General features: G+C 70.2%; 14 protein-coding genes, 1 tRNA gene and 2 pseudogenes. 6 read left to right on the top strand and 11 right to left on the bottom strand.

Annotated elements, in window-relative coordinates:
* Window positions 1-102: 102 nt before the first annotated feature.
* Both ACWD10_RS02955 and ACWD10_RS02950 read right to left on the bottom strand, forming a co-directional pair.
* A complete protein-coding gene (locus ACWD10_RS02955; RefSeq protein ID WP_451086307.1) occupies window positions 103-1,653 on the bottom strand; it encodes an MFS transporter in 1,551 nt (516 codons plus the stop codon).
* 126 nt (window positions 1,654-1,779) lie between these two features.
* Window positions 1,780-2,451 (bottom strand): TetR/AcrR family transcriptional regulator, encoded by a 672-nt coding sequence (locus tag ACWD10_RS02950; RefSeq protein WP_451086305.1) that lies wholly within the window; start codon window positions 2,449-2,451, stop codon window positions 1,780-1,782.
* A gap of 314 nt (window positions 2,452-2,765) precedes the next feature.
* On the opposite strand from ACWD10_RS02950, the gene ACWD10_RS02945 reads away from it, so the two are divergent.
* On the top strand, window positions 2,766-4,064 hold the full coding sequence (locus ACWD10_RS02945; RefSeq protein WP_451086303.1) for a M6 family metalloprotease domain-containing protein: 1,299 nt from the start codon (window positions 2,766-2,768) through the stop codon (window positions 4,062-4,064).
* 52 nt (window positions 4,065-4,116) lie between these two features.
* On the opposite strand, the pseudogene ACWD10_RS02940 reads toward ACWD10_RS02945, so the two are convergent.
* The 7 genes and pseudogenes from ACWD10_RS02940 to ACWD10_RS02910 form a co-directional block, all read right to left on the bottom strand.
* A pseudogene (locus ACWD10_RS02940) lies at window positions 4,117-5,208 on the bottom strand (amino acid carrier protein); the annotation flags it as partial.
* 58 nt (window positions 5,209-5,266) lie between these two features.
* A complete protein-coding gene (locus tag ACWD10_RS02935) occupies window positions 5,267-6,550 on the bottom strand; it encodes an RNA-guided endonuclease InsQ/TnpB family protein (RefSeq protein WP_451086301.1) in 1,284 nt (427 codons plus the stop codon).
* A gap of 4 nt (window positions 6,551-6,554) precedes the next feature.
* Window positions 6,555-6,839, bottom strand: a complete 285-nt coding sequence (locus ACWD10_RS02930; RefSeq protein WP_451086299.1) for an aldehyde dehydrogenase family protein — start codon at window positions 6,837-6,839, stop codon at window positions 6,555-6,557.
* The gene (locus ACWD10_RS02925; RefSeq protein WP_451086297.1) at window positions 6,839-7,972 is read right to left on the bottom strand and encodes a proline racemase family protein; all 1,134 of its coding nucleotides are present in this window, start codon (window positions 7,970-7,972) and stop codon (window positions 6,839-6,841) included. The genes ACWD10_RS02930 and ACWD10_RS02925 overlap by 1 nt, the downstream gene beginning before the upstream one ends.
* Complete coding sequence (locus tag ACWD10_RS02920) at window positions 7,972-8,892, bottom strand: dihydrodipicolinate synthase family protein (protein WP_451086295.1); 921 nt, start codon at window positions 8,890-8,892, stop codon at window positions 7,972-7,974. Before ACWD10_RS02920 ends, ACWD10_RS02925 begins: the two co-directional genes overlap by 1 nt.
* A gap of 93 nt (window positions 8,893-8,985) precedes the next feature.
* The gene (locus ACWD10_RS02915) at window positions 8,986-10,230 is read right to left on the bottom strand and encodes an NAD(P)/FAD-dependent oxidoreductase (protein WP_451086293.1); all 1,245 of its coding nucleotides are present in this window, start codon (window positions 10,228-10,230) and stop codon (window positions 8,986-8,988) included.
* Between the two features lie 247 nt (window positions 10,231-10,477).
* Window positions 10,478-11,074 (bottom strand): short chain dehydrogenase, encoded by a 597-nt coding sequence (locus tag ACWD10_RS02910; RefSeq protein WP_451086291.1) that lies wholly within the window; start codon window positions 11,072-11,074, stop codon window positions 10,478-10,480.
* Between the two features lie 70 nt (window positions 11,075-11,144).
* Between ACWD10_RS02910 and ACWD10_RS02905 the strand changes: the two genes are divergently transcribed.
* From ACWD10_RS02905 to ACWD10_RS02895, 3 genes are all read left to right on the top strand, one after another.
* On the top strand, window positions 11,145-12,041 hold the full coding sequence (locus ACWD10_RS02905; protein WP_451086289.1) for a LysR family transcriptional regulator: 897 nt from the start codon (window positions 11,145-11,147) through the stop codon (window positions 12,039-12,041).
* Window positions 12,042-12,092: 51 nt separating this feature from the next.
* Window positions 12,093-12,821 (top strand): GntR family transcriptional regulator, encoded by a 729-nt coding sequence (locus tag ACWD10_RS02900; protein WP_451086287.1) that lies wholly within the window; start codon window positions 12,093-12,095, stop codon window positions 12,819-12,821.
* A gap of 62 nt (window positions 12,822-12,883) precedes the next feature.
* Window positions 12,884-12,956: transfer RNA gene (locus ACWD10_RS02895), tRNA-Arg, on the top strand.
* 16 nt (window positions 12,957-12,972) lie between these two features.
* Here the strand turns inward: ACWD10_RS02895 and ACWD10_RS02890 are convergent.
* On the bottom strand, window positions 12,973-13,803 hold the full coding sequence (locus ACWD10_RS02890; RefSeq protein WP_451086285.1) for an aminoglycoside N(3)-acetyltransferase: 831 nt from the start codon (window positions 13,801-13,803) through the stop codon (window positions 12,973-12,975).
* Window positions 13,804-13,946: 143 nt separating this feature from the next.
* Window positions 13,947-14,570 (bottom strand): annotated as a pseudogene (locus ACWD10_RS02885) (TetR/AcrR family transcriptional regulator C-terminal ligand-binding domain-containing protein); the annotation flags it as partial.
* 268 nt (window positions 14,571-14,838) lie between these two features.
* On the opposite strand from ACWD10_RS02885, the gene ACWD10_RS02880 reads away from it, so the two are divergent.
* Window positions 14,839-15,630 carry an SDR family NAD(P)-dependent oxidoreductase gene (locus ACWD10_RS02880; protein WP_451086283.1) on the top strand — a complete coding sequence of 264 codons (792 nt, stop codon included), beginning with the start codon at window positions 14,839-14,841 and terminating at the stop codon, window positions 15,628-15,630.
* 113 nt (window positions 15,631-15,743) lie between these two features.
* Entirely contained in the window at window positions 15,744-16,649 is a 906-nt protein-coding gene (locus ACWD10_RS02875) for a MerR family transcriptional regulator (protein WP_451086282.1), read from the top strand.
* Window positions 16,650-16,737 lie beyond the last annotated feature (88 nt).

Raw genomic sequence — 16,737 nt, 5'->3', positions numbered from 1 at the left:
TCCGTACTTCAGGTTGATTCCGTCCGTACTTCAGTAGGGGCGGTCATCGCGGTTCTTGTGGGGCGCCCCTACTTCAGTGGTCAGTGGGCCACGCTTCAGCGGTCAGTGGGCCACGACCGGAACGGCCACCTCCGCCTCCGCGTGCCCCGCGTCGCCGTCACCCTTGGCGACCGGCGCGGCGCCGCCGCCCTGGCGCCCGGTCGTCACCAGCGTCGTCGCGATCACCGAGGACAGGACCAGGATCCCGACGGCCCACCAGATCGCGCTGGTGTAGCCCTCCACCATGGCCTGTGCCTGGAGCAGCTTCCGCGCGCCCGCACCGCCCGCGGCCTGCGCCGCGTGGTCGGTCAGGTACGCCGTGGTGGCCGAGGCGGCGATGGTGTTGAGCAGCGCGGTGCCGATAGCGCCGCCGACCTGCTGCGAGGTGTTGACCATCGCCGAGGCGACCCCGGCGTCCCGCGGCTCGACCCCATACGTGGCCATGGACATGGCGGGCATGAAGGCCGTACCCATGCCGAGGCCGAGCAGGAGCTGCGCGGGCAGGATCAGACCGGCGTACGACGTGCCGATCTCCAGCTGGGTCAGGAGCAGCATCCCGGTCGCCGCGGCCAGGAAGCCGGGGCCCATGAGCAGCCGCGGCGGCACCCGGGTCATCAGGCGGGCGCCGATCTGCGTGGAGCCCGTGATCATGCCGACGATCATCGGCAGGAACGCGAAGCCGGTCTGCACCGGCGAGTAGCCCTTCACGATCTGCAGGTAGTACGTGAGGAACAGGAAGAGCCCGAACATCGCGATGACGGCGAGACCGAGCGACAGATAGACGCCACCGCGGTTGCGGTCGGTCAGGACGCGCAGCGGAAGCAGCGGCGCCTTGACCCGGGCCTCGACCGCCACGAACGCGGCGAGCAGCACGGCCGACGCGACGAACATGCCGAGCGTCACGCCGTCCGTCCAGCCGTCGGACTCGGCGCGCGTGAAGCCGTACACCAGGGCCACGAGGCCGAGCGTGGACAGGACGACGCCCGGGATGTCGAGCGGCGAGCGGTTACGGGCACCGGCGGGCTCGCGGATCACGAGGTACGCGCCCGCGGCCGCGACGATCGCGAACGGGATGTTCACGAAGAACGTCCAGCGCCAGTCCAGGTACTCGGTGAGAAAGCCGCCGAGAATCAGCCCGACGGCACCGCCGCCACCGGCGATCGCACCGTAGATGCCGAACGCCTTGGCGCGCTCCTTGGCCTCGGTGAACATCACGGCGAGCAGCGAGAGCGCGGCGGGCGCGAGCAGTGCGCCGAAGACACCCTGGAGCGCGCGGGCGCCGAGCAGCATCGCCTCACCGCTGGCCGCGCCGCCGAGCGCGGAGGCGGCGGCGAAGCCGAACAGGCCGGTGACAAAGGTCCGCTTACGCCCCCACAGGTCGGCGATCCGGCCGCCGAAGAGCAGCAGTCCGCCGAAGGCGAGGGCGTACGCGGTAATGACCCACTGCCGGTTGCCGTCCGAGATGCCCAGGTCCTGCTGGGCGGAGGGCAGCGCGATGTTCACGATGGTCGCGTCGAGCACGACCATCAGCTGGGCCAGGGCTATGAAGACGAGCGCCTTCCAGCGCTTGGGATCCGGTAGGGCCTGGTCGGCCGGCCGGGCTGTTTCGGACATGGGGGTACCCACCTCGGGACGTGTGCGTGGTGAAAAGGACCGTGCGTGGTGAAAAGCGGAGGTCAGTCGTCTGCGCAGGGATAAGGAGCTGAGGTCGGTCGTCTGCGTACGGAGAAGGAGTTGAGGTCAGTCGTCGCACTCCGACCGCCGCAGGTCCGCCAACGTGGCGGCGGCGCCGGGGAGTTCGGACCGTGCCGGGGCCCGGAGGCCGTCGAGGAAGACCTGTAGGTGGCGGCGTACGAACTGGTCGAAGTTCGGGCACCCGGCGCCGGGCAGCGGCCGGGTGAGCTGGTGCAGCGCCACCATCAGGTCACCGGCGGCGACGTCCGTGCGCAGCTGCCCCGCGGCGCGGGCCCGCCCCATGAGCGCGTCAAGGAGCTCGGCGAGCCGCTCGCGGGCGGTGACCAGGTCGGGGTGGTCCGCCTCGAAGGTCCCGGAGAGCATGGGGCACAGGGCGCCGATCCGCTCCTCGACCGCGGCGTGCGCGAACGCGCGCAGGGCTTCGAAGGCGTCCCCGTCCGCGGCGCCCGCCGCGTCGAGGGCCTGCCGGGCCCGCTCGGAGGTCCGGTCGAGTACGGAGCACACGACCTCGCGGACCAGCTCGTCGCGGTCGGGGAAGTGCCGGTACAGGGTGGCGTTGCCGACCCCGGCGCGGCGGGCGACCTCGTCGAGCGGAACGTCGGCGCCGGACTCGACGAACATCTCGCGCGCCGCGGCGACGATCCGCTCCCGGTTGCGCAGGGCATCGGCCCGCGGCCGGGAACCGCGGTGCTGCTTGCTCTGGGTGGCGCTCTCCACGACGGGCCTCCGGGACGCTGATTCGGGGATTCAGTCCCCGTTTACGCGAGGACACCCGTGCAAACGGGGAGACGCTCCCCGTTTATTTCGCGCCACCTCGGTGACCTGCGCCACACCCGTGACGCGTCCAGATCTGCGCCACACCCGTCACACGTCCAGACCTGCGCCACACCCGTCACACGTCCATCTGCGTACCCCACCGGCGCCCCACGATCGGCCGCACCCAGCGCGCGCCCGCGCAGTCTCCGGCCGAGGGTGATCGACAAGGGCGCAGCCAGGACGGGCGGCTGCCGCGGACCGAAGGGCAGGCGCGCATGCAGCTGTCGAGCCGCTGGATATCCAGGTCCTGTCGCCCCGGACCCGGGCCGCGGCGCCCGGTGCTCGCCGCCCTCGCGGCACTCGTGCTCGCCGGGGCGGCCACGGCCAGCACGGGGGGACTCACCGCAGGCCCGCAGGCCGCGGGCCCGGCCCCGCTCGACCGCTCCACGGCCCTGGCCCCCTGCATGATCAACGGGGCGCTGAGCGTCCAGATGTCGGAGAGCGTCCCGACACCTCCCGGCTACACCCGCTCCACCGGCGAGATCCGGGCCCTGAACCTCATGATCGACTTCCCGGACGCGCGCGGCGAGGGCTCGGCCACCGACCGGCTCGCGGAGTTCTTCCCGCAGACCCAGGAGTGGTTCCGCACCAGCTCCTACGGCCGCCTCGACTACCGCCCGGACGCGCCGATCAAGAACTGGCTGCGGATGCCGAAGTCGTTCGAGGCGTACGGCGTAGAGCGCGGCGCCCCCTTCGACCCGGGCTACCGGGAGCTGGTCGAGGACATCGTGGCGGCCGCCGACCCGGACGTGGACTTCCGCGCGTACGACCTGGTGAACATCCTGATGACGCCGAACGCCGGGCCCTCGGCCCTGGACCAGGTCCTGTCCGTCACCTTCGCGGGCAACCAGGAGGCGCCGACGGCGGACGGCGTTCCGGTCTCGAACGCGTCCTTCGTATACAGCCGCCAGGACGACGGCTCGGGCTCGTACCACCGGACCGGCTACCGCGTACTCCCGCACGAGAACGGCCATGTCTTCGGCCTGCCCGACCTCTACACCTCGGACGGCGGCGGGGCGGTCGGGCACTGGGACATCATGAGCGAGGACTGGGGCGCCAATAACGACTTCCTCGCCTGGCACAAGTGGAAGCTCGGCTGGCTCGACGACGAGCAGGTGGGCTGTGCGGCGTCCTCCGGCACGTCGGAACACGCCCTCGCCCCGCTCGCCGCGCCCAACGGGGGTACGAAGCTCGCGTTCGCCCCGATCGACGGCAAGACCGGTTACGCGGTCGAGGTCCGTACCCGCGCGGGCAACGACGACGCGGTCTGCAAGCCCGGCGTCCTCATCTACCGCGTCGACGCCGACGTGGACACCGGCCACGGCCCGATCACCGTGGCCGACTCCACCCGCGACTCCGGCGGCTGCACCCGCCGCCCCAATGTCCACGCCGAACTCTCCGACGCGACCCACGTCCCCGGTGACACCTTCACCGACAAGGACACCGGCATCAGCATCAAGGTCACCTCGGCGGAGCCAGACGGAACCCACCGCGTCAGCATCACGCGCCCCTGACGGGTGGGTTCCGTCCGCCGTTATGGCTGAGCACCGTTACGGCTGGGCACCGTTATGGCTGGGTCACGCCCGCTCGGGACTCCCAGAAGGACGCCCCCTTGATACCGGCCCGAGCCGGGTCGAAGACCGGGTCGAGCCCTGCCTTCGTCTGGCGTTCGTAGTCCCGCAGGGCGCGCAGGCCGATCGGCAGGAGCAGCGCGATGGCGATCATGTTGAACCAGGCGATGAGCCCGTACCCGATGTCGCCCAGCTGCCAGACCAGTTCGGTCGAACGCACCGTGCCGAGGTAGGCCGAGAGCAGCACCACGGCCTGCACGATGCGGGCCGGGACGCTCCGCGAACTCCCGGTCAGGTACACGACGTTGGTCACGCCGTAGTAGAAGTACGACAGGAGCGAGGTGAACGCGAAGAAGAAGATCGCGACGGCGACGAACCCGGAGCCGAAGTCCACCGGGAAGCTCGAGTCGATGGCCGTCTGCGTGAACTCGGCCCCCGGCTCCACCCCCGGCAGGTTCTCGACGAGTGCGGTCTCGCGTCCCTCGGGCAGGATGTTGTACGCCCCGGTCGACAGGATCATCACGCCCGTCGCCGTACAGACGAGCAGGGTGTCGATGTATACGGAGAACGACTGGACCAGGCCCTGCTTGACCGGGTGCGAGACCGAGGCCGCGGCAGCAGCGAAGCCGCCCTCGCCGACCCCGGCCACGTTCGAGTAGAGCGAGCGCCTGACTCCCCAGGACACCGCGGCACCGATCAATCCGCCGAAGACGGCGTCGGTTCCGAAGGCCGAGCCCATGACCATCCGTACGACGCCGGGGATCTCCCCGATGTTCACGATCAGGACGACGACGGCGAGCAGCACATAGCAGGCGGCCATGAAAGGCACGACCTTCTCGGCGAACGCGGCGATGCGCTTCGTACCGCCGAAGACGACGACGCCGAGAAGAACCACCACGATCAGCCCGGACAGCCAGGTCGGAACCCCGAAGGCGGTGTCGAGCGAGGTGACGATGGTCGAGGACTGCACACCGGGAATCAGCAGCGTGTAGCAGAGCACCGCCACACCGGCGGCCATGACCGCGAGCCACTTCTGGCCGAGGCCCTTCTCGATGTACCAGGGGATGCCACCGCGGTACTCGCCCTCGGACTTGACCTTTTGAAGTGCTCTCCTCCCTTCGCAAGCTCAGGAAGGAGATTCCCACCTACCTTGCGGTGGCGGGCTTGACGCGACGAGCGCGCCTAACGACTGCCCTCCCGGCAGCCGGGATGAGCGCGAGGCCCATCCGGTACAGGTGCAAGACGTTCCGGGCCGCGTTGTGGTCCGCGTTGCCGGACCAGCCGCAGTCGGGGTTCTTGCATACGAACACGGCCTGGGACTCCCGACTGCCCGGCGTGGTGAAGCCGCAGGCTGAGCAGCGCTGGGAGGTACCGGGGGCAGGGACCTCGTGCAGAGTGCCACCGTTTCGGGCGGTCTTGTACGTCAGCAGCTCGACCGTGCGGCCCCATGCCTCCTGGCTGATGGAGCGGTTCAGGCCGGATTTCTGCGCGACGTTCCTCCCGGGGCTCTCCACGGTTCCCTTGGCGCTCTTGACCATGTGCGTGATCGTCAGATCTTCCACCACGATCACGCTGTACCTTGCGGCGATCTCGGTGGTGGTCTGGTGCTGCCAGTCCTGGTGCCTGCGCTTGGCTCTCGCACGAAGCGTCCGGATCTGGTCATAGGTAGCCCGCAGACGGTTCGAGGGGTGCTCGCCCGGCTTGCGGAAGGTCTTGCGGTGCGCGGCCCGCCGCTCCAGGCGGAGCAGCTTGGCCTGTTCCTTGGCAGTCAGCCATGCGTCGTGGTCGTACGTCTTCCCGTCCGAGAGAGCGAGAGGGACGGTGACGCCGACATCGATGCCGACCTCCGGCCCGGTGTGCGGCTCGGGCTTGGGCTCGAGGGCCTGGACGCGGAAGGCGATGTGCCAGCCGAGGGCGTCCTTGACCAACCGGGCCCCGGTGATGCGGTTGTCGGTGTTGGTGCGCTTGCCGACGGGAAGGTCCTTCGTCCAGCGGAAGCGGACGCGTCCGATCTTGGGGATGTTGACCATGCCCCAGCGGCGGTGCACGCGGGTGATGTTCAGGTCCCGACCCTGCGGGATGTCCACGGACATCACCGACCGCAAGCGGGCCTTGAAGTTCGGCGCGTCGGCGCGGCCGTCCCAGCAGTTCTTCCACGCCTGGAAATACGTCTTCAGTACCGCCTGCGCGGCCTGGGCGGGAAGCACGGCAAGCCAGTCGATCTCCTTGCGGGCCTGGCGTATCGCGGCGTCCGCAGCTGCCAGCGAACGCTTTTCCCTGGGGAACATCGTCCACCAGTCGTGCAGGCAGTTCCACATCGTACGGGCCGCGTGCGCCTGGCCGTCCATGAGCCGGATCTGCGCAGGCGTCAGCGCCAGCCTGGCACGGTGGCCGAACTGCCGCTTTTCCCATACGAGTTCGCTGCTCACACGATCACTTTATCAATCGGCTTATGTCACCACGTTGGAATCCGAATCCCGAATGGATACAAAGGTCCACCCAGCGCAGCAGGGCTTCGGAGCGCTCGACGGGCGTGGTGCGGGACCACTCCGCGTAGGCGGCGCGGGCGGCGGCGACCGCCTCGTCCACGTCCTCGGCCCCGGCCAGATTGCCGACGGCCAGGACCTCTCCGGTGGCCGGGTTGGTGACCGAGTTCTGCTTGCCGGAGGTGCCGGAGCGGCGCTTTCCGGCGATGAACTGCTGTCCGGTGGTTTCCATCAGTGCTCCAGGGGGTTCTCGGCCGGACCGTTCGGTGGGGTGCTCTGCTCGGGGGTGCTCTGTTCGGGGGTGCTCTGCTCGCCCCAGAGGTCGCCGAGGGTGTAGCCGTGCGGGAAGGGGTCGGTGTCGTCGAGGACTTGCTGGCTGAACGCGGTGATCCAGCCGCGTCCGCTGATCGTCGGCAGTACGGCCTCGTGGGCGCCGATCCTGGCGGTGTCCAGGAGCATCCCGGTGAAGGTGGTGCCGAGGATCGACTCGTGGACGAACGGGGTGTTCAGGGGGAGTTGACCGCGGGCGTGCAGGGCGGCCATGCGGCCGCAGGTGCCGGTGCCGCAGGGCGAGCGGTCGAGGGTGCCGGTCCAGGTCGTCGGATCGGCCAGGTCGACCTCGCCGCTGGGCAGGACGACCGCGTTACGGCCGTCGGTGCCCGGGGTCGGCGACGGCCCGTGGATCATCGTCAGGGCGATGTGATTGATGCCCGGGTTGATGGGGTGGCTGACCGCCACCTGCTCGTTCGCGGCGGCCCGAAGCACCGCTCCGGCGCGCACGAGCTCCTTGGCGGCGGAAGCCTCCAGGCGGATACCGAGGTCGGCAGCGCGCGCCTGCACGTAGAACTGCCCGCCGAAGACGATGTCGACCGGCACCCGCCCGTACTCCGGCAGCTCGAGTACGTGCTCGAGGGCGACGGCGAAGGCGGGCACGTTGGCGAACGTGACCTGGGTGGCCTTGCCGTCCTGGACGTCGACGCGGACCCGCACCAGGCCGACCGCGGTATCCACGGTGAGGTCCGTGACCGGCTCACTGACCGGCACCTCACCCGTCTCCACCAGGGCGGTCACGGCACAGATCAGATTGGAGCCGGACATCGGCCGGAAGCCGCCCTGCTCCATGATGACCAGGCCGAAGTCGGCGGCCGGGTCGGCCGGCGGCAGCACCAGGACCCCGCACAGGGCCGGATAGCCGCGCGGCTCGCGCAGCAGCAGCCGACGCAGGTCGTCGAGGTGCTTCTCGCAGTAGTGCAGCCGCTCGGCCATGGTGACGCCCTGGACGTGCAGATGACTGCCGATCAGGACGCGTCCCGGCTCGCCCGCGGCATGGACGTCGACCGCTTGAATACGGCGATACGCGCTCATCAGGCGGCCACGGATGCGTCGCCGACGGTCTCGACACCGGCGGCGTCGAGCAGCGCACGGAACTCCGCGCGGTACTGGGGCGCCAGCGGAAGGACAGGACGGCGGGTGGGGCCCGCGCTCACCCCGACCAGCTCGACACCGGTCTTGATCCCACAGGCGTAGTTGTGGGACTCCAGGAACCGGCAGATCGGGAAGATCTTCTTCCACAGCTCACGCCCGGCGTGCAGATCACCCCGCACGGCAAGAGCGTCGTACAGCTCGGCGCACAGCCGCGGGATCACGCTCGCGGTGCCCCACACACCGGCCTGCGCGCCACTCGCCAGCGCGGCGAAGGTGAGGGTGTCCCAGCCGTTGAGCGCGGTGATGTCCCGCGCGTGCTGCTCCTTGACCGCGGAGAACCAGGCGAAGTCGCCACCGGTGTCCTTGTACGAGGTCACCGCGGTCTCCCGGGCCAGCTTCGCCAGCTCCTCGGGCGTGAGCTGCACGCCGGTCGCGGAGGGGATGTTGTAGTACATGATCGGGATGTCGATCGCGTCCGAGACCGCGCCGTAGAAGGCGAGCAGCTCCTCGAAGGTCGGAGCGTCGTAGAACGGCGGCACGATCATGACGGCGGACGCCCCGGCCTTCTCGGCGTGCACGCTCAACTCCACGGTCTCCGCGGTACCGAGAGCACCGGTCCCGGCCACCACCGGTACGCGTCCGGCCGCGGCCTCGACGTACAACTCCGTGGCCTGCTTACGCTCGTCGAGCGTCAGCGTGGTGAACTCACCGGTGCTGCCGCCGGGGACGAGACCGTGGACACCGCCGCCGACGATGTGCTCGGCCTGGCGCTTGATGCCCGCCGCGTCGACGGCGGAGGCGTCCGCGGTGAGCGGGGTGACTACGGCGGCGAGGATGCCGGTGAACCGGGGGGTGCTCATGAGGGTCTCCTGGGTTGGCAGGTATGGGAGGAGAGGAGGGGGCAGCCCCCTTCTCAGCAAGATCCGCCGAAGGCGGTCAGGAACAGCTGAAAGTCACCGCCGCGTGAAGCGGCCTGGCGAGACCGCTTCCGCGGCGGCGGGCACACGGCGCAGGGTGATGGCCTCGGTGATGATCTCGGCGGTCGCGGGAGCCAGCGTGAGGCCCAACATGCCGTGCCCCGAGGCGACATAGACGTTCGGCAGCGAGCCGAGCCGACCGATGACCGGCAGCCCGTCCGGCGTCATCGGCCGCATGCCCGCCCAGGGACTCGCCTCGCCCGGCGGGTTGTCCCAGCCGGTGAAGGCATCGGCCGCGGCCTGCTTGATCGCGGCTACGCGGCGGGGGTTGATGCTCTCCTCCAGGCCGCCGAATTCCATCGTTCCGGCAAGGCGCAGGAACCCGTTGAGCGGGGTGACCGCGACGCGGGCGTCCTCCAGGGTGAGCGAGGTGCGCAACTGCACAGGCGCCGGGGAGTAGTCGACGCTGTAGCCCTTGCCGGGCCGGATGGGCAGCGGAACGCCCAGCTCGCGGGACATCCGGCCGGTCCACACCCCGGCCGCCAGCAGCAGGCTGTCGCCGGTGAACTCGCCCTTGTCGGTCACCACGCCGGTGACGGTGCCGCCCGCGCGCAGGAACCGGCGTACCGGAGTGTGCTCATGGACCTCCACACCAAGCTCCTGACAACGCTTCAGAAGCCCGGCGGTGAGGGAGTCCGGCTCGACCTGCCGGTCGTCCGGGAAGAACAGGCCATGCCGGGTCCGCTCGTTGAGCGCGGGCTCGCGCTCCTGGACGGCATCACCGTGCAGATGCTCGGGCACCATGCCGAACCGCTCGAAGACATCGAGCGAAGCGCACTGCTCCTCGTACCGCTCCCGGGTCTCGAAGGCGAGCAGGACACCGGCCTTGTGCATCTCGAAGGAGATGCCGTCCCGGGTCCAGTCGTCGAGCAGATCCATCGTGCCCTCGGCCAGCCGCAGTTGGGTCTCCAGGCCGTACTGGAAATCCCGGGCGTTGCAGTGCCGGGCCATGCTCAGCATGAACTTGACGAAGCCGGGCGCGAGCGAGGGCTTGACGTACAGCGGGCTGTCCGGCTTCAGCATCCACTTCAGCCCTTGAAGGATGACGCCGGGGGTCGGTACCGGGCCGCTCTCCGCCAGCGCGATCTTGGCCGCATTGCCGTGCGTGGCAGCGGAACCCGCGCGCCGGGCGTCGAGCACCACGACCTCACAGCCGCTCTTGGCCAACCGGTAGGCACTCGCCAGGCCGACGGCCCCGGCGCCCACAACAACGATCCGCATGGAGTCGTGTACCTCCTGGAGTGCAGGTTGCAGATTGTCAAACAATCTGCGGCATGGCGATGACGTTAGAACCGTCCACGGGCGGAGTCAACAAGGTGGCGCGAAGTTGGTGTAAAGCGACGACAGCCGCGCCGCGGAGCGGGGTCGGCGGGCGCACGAAAGCAGGGCCCCCGCGATACACGGAGGCCCTGACCAGCGGATACGAGCGCGGTGGGAGCGAAGGGGCCGTAGCCAGGAAGGGGCGTGGCTAGAGCGAGTAGACCTGCCCGGTCTCCGCCCCCTCGACGGAGCGGACGTAGGCCTGGGCGACATCGGCGAGAGGGACCGAGGGCCGACCCGGGAAGAAGTCCCCGTACTTGGCGAGGCTCTCGGTGAACACCGTGGGGCTGATGGCGTTGACGCGCTGCGGGGCGATCTCGATGGCGGCGGCGCGCACGAACGCCTCCACGGCGCCGTTGGCCATGGCGGCCGCGCTGCTGGTGGGGATGGGCTCATGCGCCAGTACGCCGGTGATCAGCGTGAAGGAGCCCCGCTCGGCGATACGGGGAACCCCCTGCCGTACGAGATCGATCTGGCTGAGCGCCTTGCCGCGGAAAGCGCCCAGGTAGTCCTCGGGCTGCATCTCGGTGACGGGCTTGTACGGCACGTCACCGGCCGCGCTGACGACGGCGTCGACCGCCCCGGCCCGCTCGTACACCTCGGTGACCTGCGCCGGATCGGCAACGTCGTAGCGCAGATCGCCGCCGGTGCGTCCCACGGTGAGGACCTTGTGCCCGCGCCCGGCCAGCGTCTCGTGTACGGCGGAGCCGAGCTTGCCGGTGGCACCGATGAGGAGAATCTTCATGCCTGCGACGCTAAGTCCGGGCCGCCGCACCAGGGAAATACCTTCCGCGATGGACTTATGCTCGGGAGTTATGAATGTGGAGCTACGACATCTGCGGGCCCTGACCGCGATCGGCGACGCGGGCACCATCACCGGCGCCGCGGCCGCGCTCCACGTCAGTCAGCCCGCCCTTTCCCGCACCCTGGAGCAGCTGGAGAGCCGCGTCGGCGTACGCCTCGTCGACCGCACCACCCGCACCCTCCACCTCACCGACGCAGGCCAACGCCTCTACGAACGCGCCCACTTGATCCTCCACCAGCTGGACGACGCCCTGACGGAAGCCGCCGCGGGGGTACGACCCCTGCGCATCGGCTTCGCCTGGGCGGCCCTCGGCGACCGCACCGTGCCCCTGCTGCGCACCTGGCGCGAGCAGCACCCCGACCTTCCGGTACGGGTACACCGCCGCGACGACCCGGAGGCCGCCCTGCGCCGCGGAGAGATCGATGCGGCACTGCTGCGCACGGCCCCCGCCCCGGGGTCGGACCTGGAGGTCCGCCCGCTGTACCAGGAGCGCCGTCTGGCCGCCGTCCCGGAAACCGACCCACTGGCCGACCGCCCCACCGTACGCCTGGCCGACCTCACCGACCGCCCGGTGGTGCTCTGCGCCACCGCCGCGACGACGGCCGACCTCTGGTCCGACGGCCCACACCCCCACACCTTCGAGGTGGCCAACGTGGACGAATGGCTCACGGTCATCGCCACGGGCGAGGCCGTGGGCGTCACGGCGGAGAGCACAGAACACACCCACCCCCACCCCGGCGTCTGCTACCGCCCCCTGGCGGACGCACCCCCGGTGACGGTCCGAGTGGCGTGGCCGAGCACCCCCAGACACCCCGCGACGCATACGTTCCTGAGCCACCTGCGCAACATGACCGCCCCAGACCCAGACCCAGACCCAGACCCCGAGCCCGAGCCCCCGAAGCGCTAGGGGCTGGGCCATAGAATTGCGGTCAGACAATCTGCGGAGGCTGAGGATTTCATGAGCGACCATCCCGCCCAGTCGGCACAGGCGGCACAGGCTGCCCAGGCCGCCGGGCCCAGGCCGGTCACCACCCAGACCCGCCGGGACGCGGTGGTGGACGAGCTCCGTCGAGCCATCGTGGCCGGCGAGCTGAAGGCCGGACAGCGGGTGCGCGAGGTTCACGTCGCTCAACAGCTCGGCGTCAGCCGCCCGACCCTGCGAGAAGCGATCTACCAGCTGATCCACGAGGGCCTGCTGGAACAGCAGCCCTACCGCGGAGTCGTGGTCACGTCGATGGACGAAAAATTCATCACCGACATAGCGGAAGTCCGCGTCGCCCTGGAAACCCTCGCCGCCCGAGCGGTGGCCGAGGACCCCGACGGCACCCGGCAAGCAAAGCTGGAGTCCGCCTGGCAGGAGTACGAGGCCGCGCACGCCGCACAGGACCCGGCCCGCCTCCACCAGGCCCACGTAGCCCTGCACCGCACCATCTGGGACGCCTCCGACAACAGCATGCTGAAGCGGATCTGGCCCACCGTGGAAGCCCAGATCAACCTCGCCATCACGGTCGACGAGAGCACCCGCTCCGACCCGGACCGCGCCCTCCACATCCACGCCCGCCTGATCGACGCCATCCGCAGCGGCGACCCCCAGGCCATCGAGACCGAGGTGGAACACCACACCCGCCTGAGCGCCGACGAGTTGGTAGCCATGCTCGCCGACCGAAAGCCCCACCAAGAAGACTGACCTGATCCCCGAAGCCCCCATCCGCTACGCTGTCAGACGTCGGCCACGCCTTCGTTGCCTTCGCCTTCGTAGCTCAGGGGATAGAGCACCGCTCTCCTAAAGCGGGTGTCGCAGGTTCGAATCCTGCCGGGGGCACCGGGCAAAAGGGCACCTACCCATCTTGGTGGGTGCCCTTTTGCATGCGCGTCAGCCATTGTTCGGCGTAGGTGACGGCGGCTGTGAGGGGGAACAGGCGGGTCGGGGCTGCGCCTACCGTGCCGTGCTGCACCGGTGACGCCTCGTCGCGTTCGAAGTCCGCGCCGAGGCGGTCGAAGGGGGCGCTGTCGGGGGCGTTGTCGCGCACCGTGACCCAGCGCCTGCCCTGTGGGGTCATGGCCGCGAACGACACTTCTTCCGTCGGGCCCGGGATGCGGCACTCGGCCAGGTGAAAGGCGGTGCAGGCGGCATAGCCCGTTCCCAGCAGCAGCACGCGTGCCCCGGCGTCCTCCAGGCGGGCCAGCGGACTGCGCTCGCCGAACCGGCAGTCCCAGGCGTGCCCATCGGTGATCTCCGCCGCGCGTACGCCGATCGCGGCGAACGACGTCTGCGGGTGCGCGCTGCGCAGCGCGCCGGGCCAGGTCCGGACCGTTTCCGGAATGACCCCGACCCCGAGAGTAGGGGTGATGTGCGGGTCGTACGCGGGCGTGGATGCGCGGATGGTGGGCCACCAGGCCTCGGGAACCGGCGGGTTGGACCAGCCTGCCGGGTCCGAGTTCTCGGCCGTCTGCGTCGGCACTGCCAGCGTGCCGGCCGGGCCAAGGACGTCAATGAGGGCCTGCACCACGGCTACCGGGCCGCCCACCACCCAGCCGAGCGAGCTCAGTGACGAGTGCACCAGGAGGGTCTCCCCGTCCTGGATCCCCAACGCTCGCAGGTCGGCAGCGATCGAATCGCAGGTGCACAACGGGCCGTTGGGAGGCGTGGCTGCGGCCGGAGCGTTCATGGGGTGGATCCTAGGTGGCCCTGGTTTTCTGAAACGGCGTCCTCGGCGTCCACGGCTTCCACGACGTCCTCGGCTTCCACGGTGCCCTCGGCATCCACGGCATCCACGGCCTTCGTGTCGTCCTGCTGCCCTTCCTGCGCCGCCCACACCCCGGCCCTTGCCGCCGCCAGCGCCGAGGCCGCCGCCCTGTCTGCGTCGGTCTCCGTCAGGGGGCGGCCCGTGTTGAGGAAGGAGTAGTAGAGGGGGGCCGAGACTGCGGCCATGACCGGGAAGGGGGCGGTTCCCGCAGGGAGTTCGCCGCGTTTCACCGCGTCCGTCACGCAGCCTGCCCATTCCTCAAGGCGTGTGGCGTAGAAGCGGTGGAGGGCCTCGGCCGCCTGGTCGTTGCAGAGGGAGGCCGCGATCAGGGCCTTGAAGAGGCGGCCCTGGCGGGGGTCCATGAGGGTCTTGGCGACCAGTCGGGCGTGGGCGCGCAGGTCCTCGGCGACGGAGCCGGTGTCGGTGCGGGGCAGGGACTGCTCGGCCATGTCCGCGAGCAGGTCGGCCGCGAGGGCGCCGGGCGTGCCCCAGCGGCGGTAGACCGTGGTCTTGCCGACCTCCGCCCGCCGGGCCACCTCCGTCAAGTCGAGCGCGGCGAAGCCGTCTTCGGCCAGCACGTCGCCCGCCGCCCGCAGTACGGCCTCACGGACGCGGGCGGTCCGACCGCCCGGACGGACGGTTCCCGGGGCGGGGGTGCCGGATATCGGGGGCTCCGAGGTGGGTGACATTCAGGCTCCTGACTCCTGGCTCCTTTGGTGCTTCCGCTTCCGCCCTGTTCATGGCGGGCGCTTCTTTGCTCGGTGCTTCTGCCCGGTGCTTCCGACCGGTACTTCTGCCCGGTTCATCGCGGGCTTCATCGCGGGCTTCATCGCGACAGCCCTCACCCTATCGGGTCTGGAGTTCCTTTACCGCTCCAGAGGTGCTACCTTCTCGATGTCACCGCGTAATGGAACTGTGAACCCGTTAAAGGGTTCGACGACCCGGGAGGGTGGAGTCATGGATCTGCAGCTCAGCGGCAAGGTTGTGCTCGTCTCCGGCGGTACGAGCGGGATCGGGCAGGCCACTGCCCGGCTCCTCGCCGATGAAGGAGCCCAGGTCGTCGCCGTCGCACGCGGCGCGGGCGGCGGCTCCGGTGCCCTTCCCGACTCGGCCGAGCTCTTCCGCGCCGACCTCACCGATCCCGCCGCGGGCGTCGAGGCCGTCGCGCACGTCCTCGAGCGGTACGGGCGGTTGGACGGGCTCGTCAATAACGCTGCGGCGCTCACCTCCCGCGACGGCTTCGCGAACATCGACGACGAGCAGTGGCACCGCACCTTCGAGCTCAATCTGCACGCCGCCGTGCGGCTCACCCGTGCCGCCCTGCCCGCCCTGGAGAAGAACGCCGACGGCGGCAGCATCGTGCATGTCGCCAGCGAGGCGGCCCGCCTGCCGGACGCCACCATCGCGGACTACGCCGCGTCCAAGGCCGCCCTGCTGTCCGTCTCCAAGTCGCTCGCCGTCTCGCTCGGGCCGAGCGGTATCCGGTCCAACGTCGTCTCGCCCGGCCCCACTCGTACCGCCCTGTTCGACGCCCCCGACGGCTTCGCCGAGCAGCTCGCGGAACGGTTCGGGATGCCGGCCGACGCCGCCGTCGACCACTTCATCCGCAACGAGCGCCGCCTCCCGACCGGCCGCATCGGCACCCCCGAGGAGGTCGCCGGTGTCATCGCCTACCTGCTGTCACCGCGGGCCGCCCAGGTCACCGGGGCCGAATGGGCCATCGACGGGGGTGCGTTGCGGCAACTGTGAGCGGTAGCTGTGAGCGGTAGCCGAGGCGCGCGGCGCGTAAGACACGTGGATTGTTTGACCTTGCCCTTGGGGGAAGGCCCAGCGTCGTCCTCGCCGGGCGGAACCGCCGCCCGGTGACGGAGGATGAAGCCGTGAGGCAGGAGACCCAAGAGCTGTTGACCATCGGTGCGTTCGCCCGCCATGCCCGGCTCTCGCCGAAGGCGCTGCGGCTGTACGACCGGCTCGGGCTGCTCAGCCCCGCCCGCGTCGACGAGCTGAGCGGCTACCGCTACTACCGGGCCGACCAGGTGGAACGGGCCCGGCTCGTCGCCCTGTTGCGGCGGCTCGACATGCCGCTCGCGCGGATCGGCGAGGTTCTGGGTCTGCCGGGGCCTGCGGCCGCCGAGGCGCTCGCCGCGTACTGGGCGGACGTCGAGGAGCGGCTCGCCGGGCAGCGGGCGCTCACGCGCTACCTCCGTGGACGACTGGCCGGGAGGCATGCGGACATGTACGACAAGTTCCAGATCAGGACCGTCGACGTACCGGAGCAGTTCGTGATCAGCGAGACGCGGCACGCGCTCGTGCACGAACTGCCCGCCTTCATCGACGCCTCGCTCGTACGCCTGGAGAAGGCGGCGCAGGAGGAATGCGGCGGCATCGCGGGCGTGCCATTCGTGCAGTACTACGCGGAGGTCAGCCAGGAGAGCGACGGGCCCGCCGAGTCCTGCGTACCGGTCATCGATCCCGCGGCGGCGCGGGCCTGGGCCGACGCCAACGGGCCCAAAGCACATGGCGGCAGGGCCAAGTCGGTCCCGGGCGCCCGGCTCGTATACACCCGCGTCACCAAGGCGCAGGTCGCGCATCCGCAGATCAATGAGGCGTACGAGGCCGTCGAGGCGTGGATCAGGGAGCGCGGGCTCACCATCGCGGGGCCCTGCCGTGAGGTGTACTTCGCCGACTGGTGCGCGTCGGGGCCGGAGGACGAGGTGTGCGACATCGCGTTCCCGGTCGAGCCCACCCAGGCCACCGAAACCGCCTAGGCCACCGAAGCCACCGAAGCCACCGAGCCCACTCAGGCCACCGAGCCCACCGAAGCCACCAACGGGTAGAGGCTGTAGAGGCCGTAGC

Source organism: Streptomyces sp. NPDC002851, assembly GCF_053591935.1.
The sequence above is the reverse complement of the archived record's forward strand: the minus strand, read 5'-3'. Positions and strand labels throughout refer to the sequence as shown.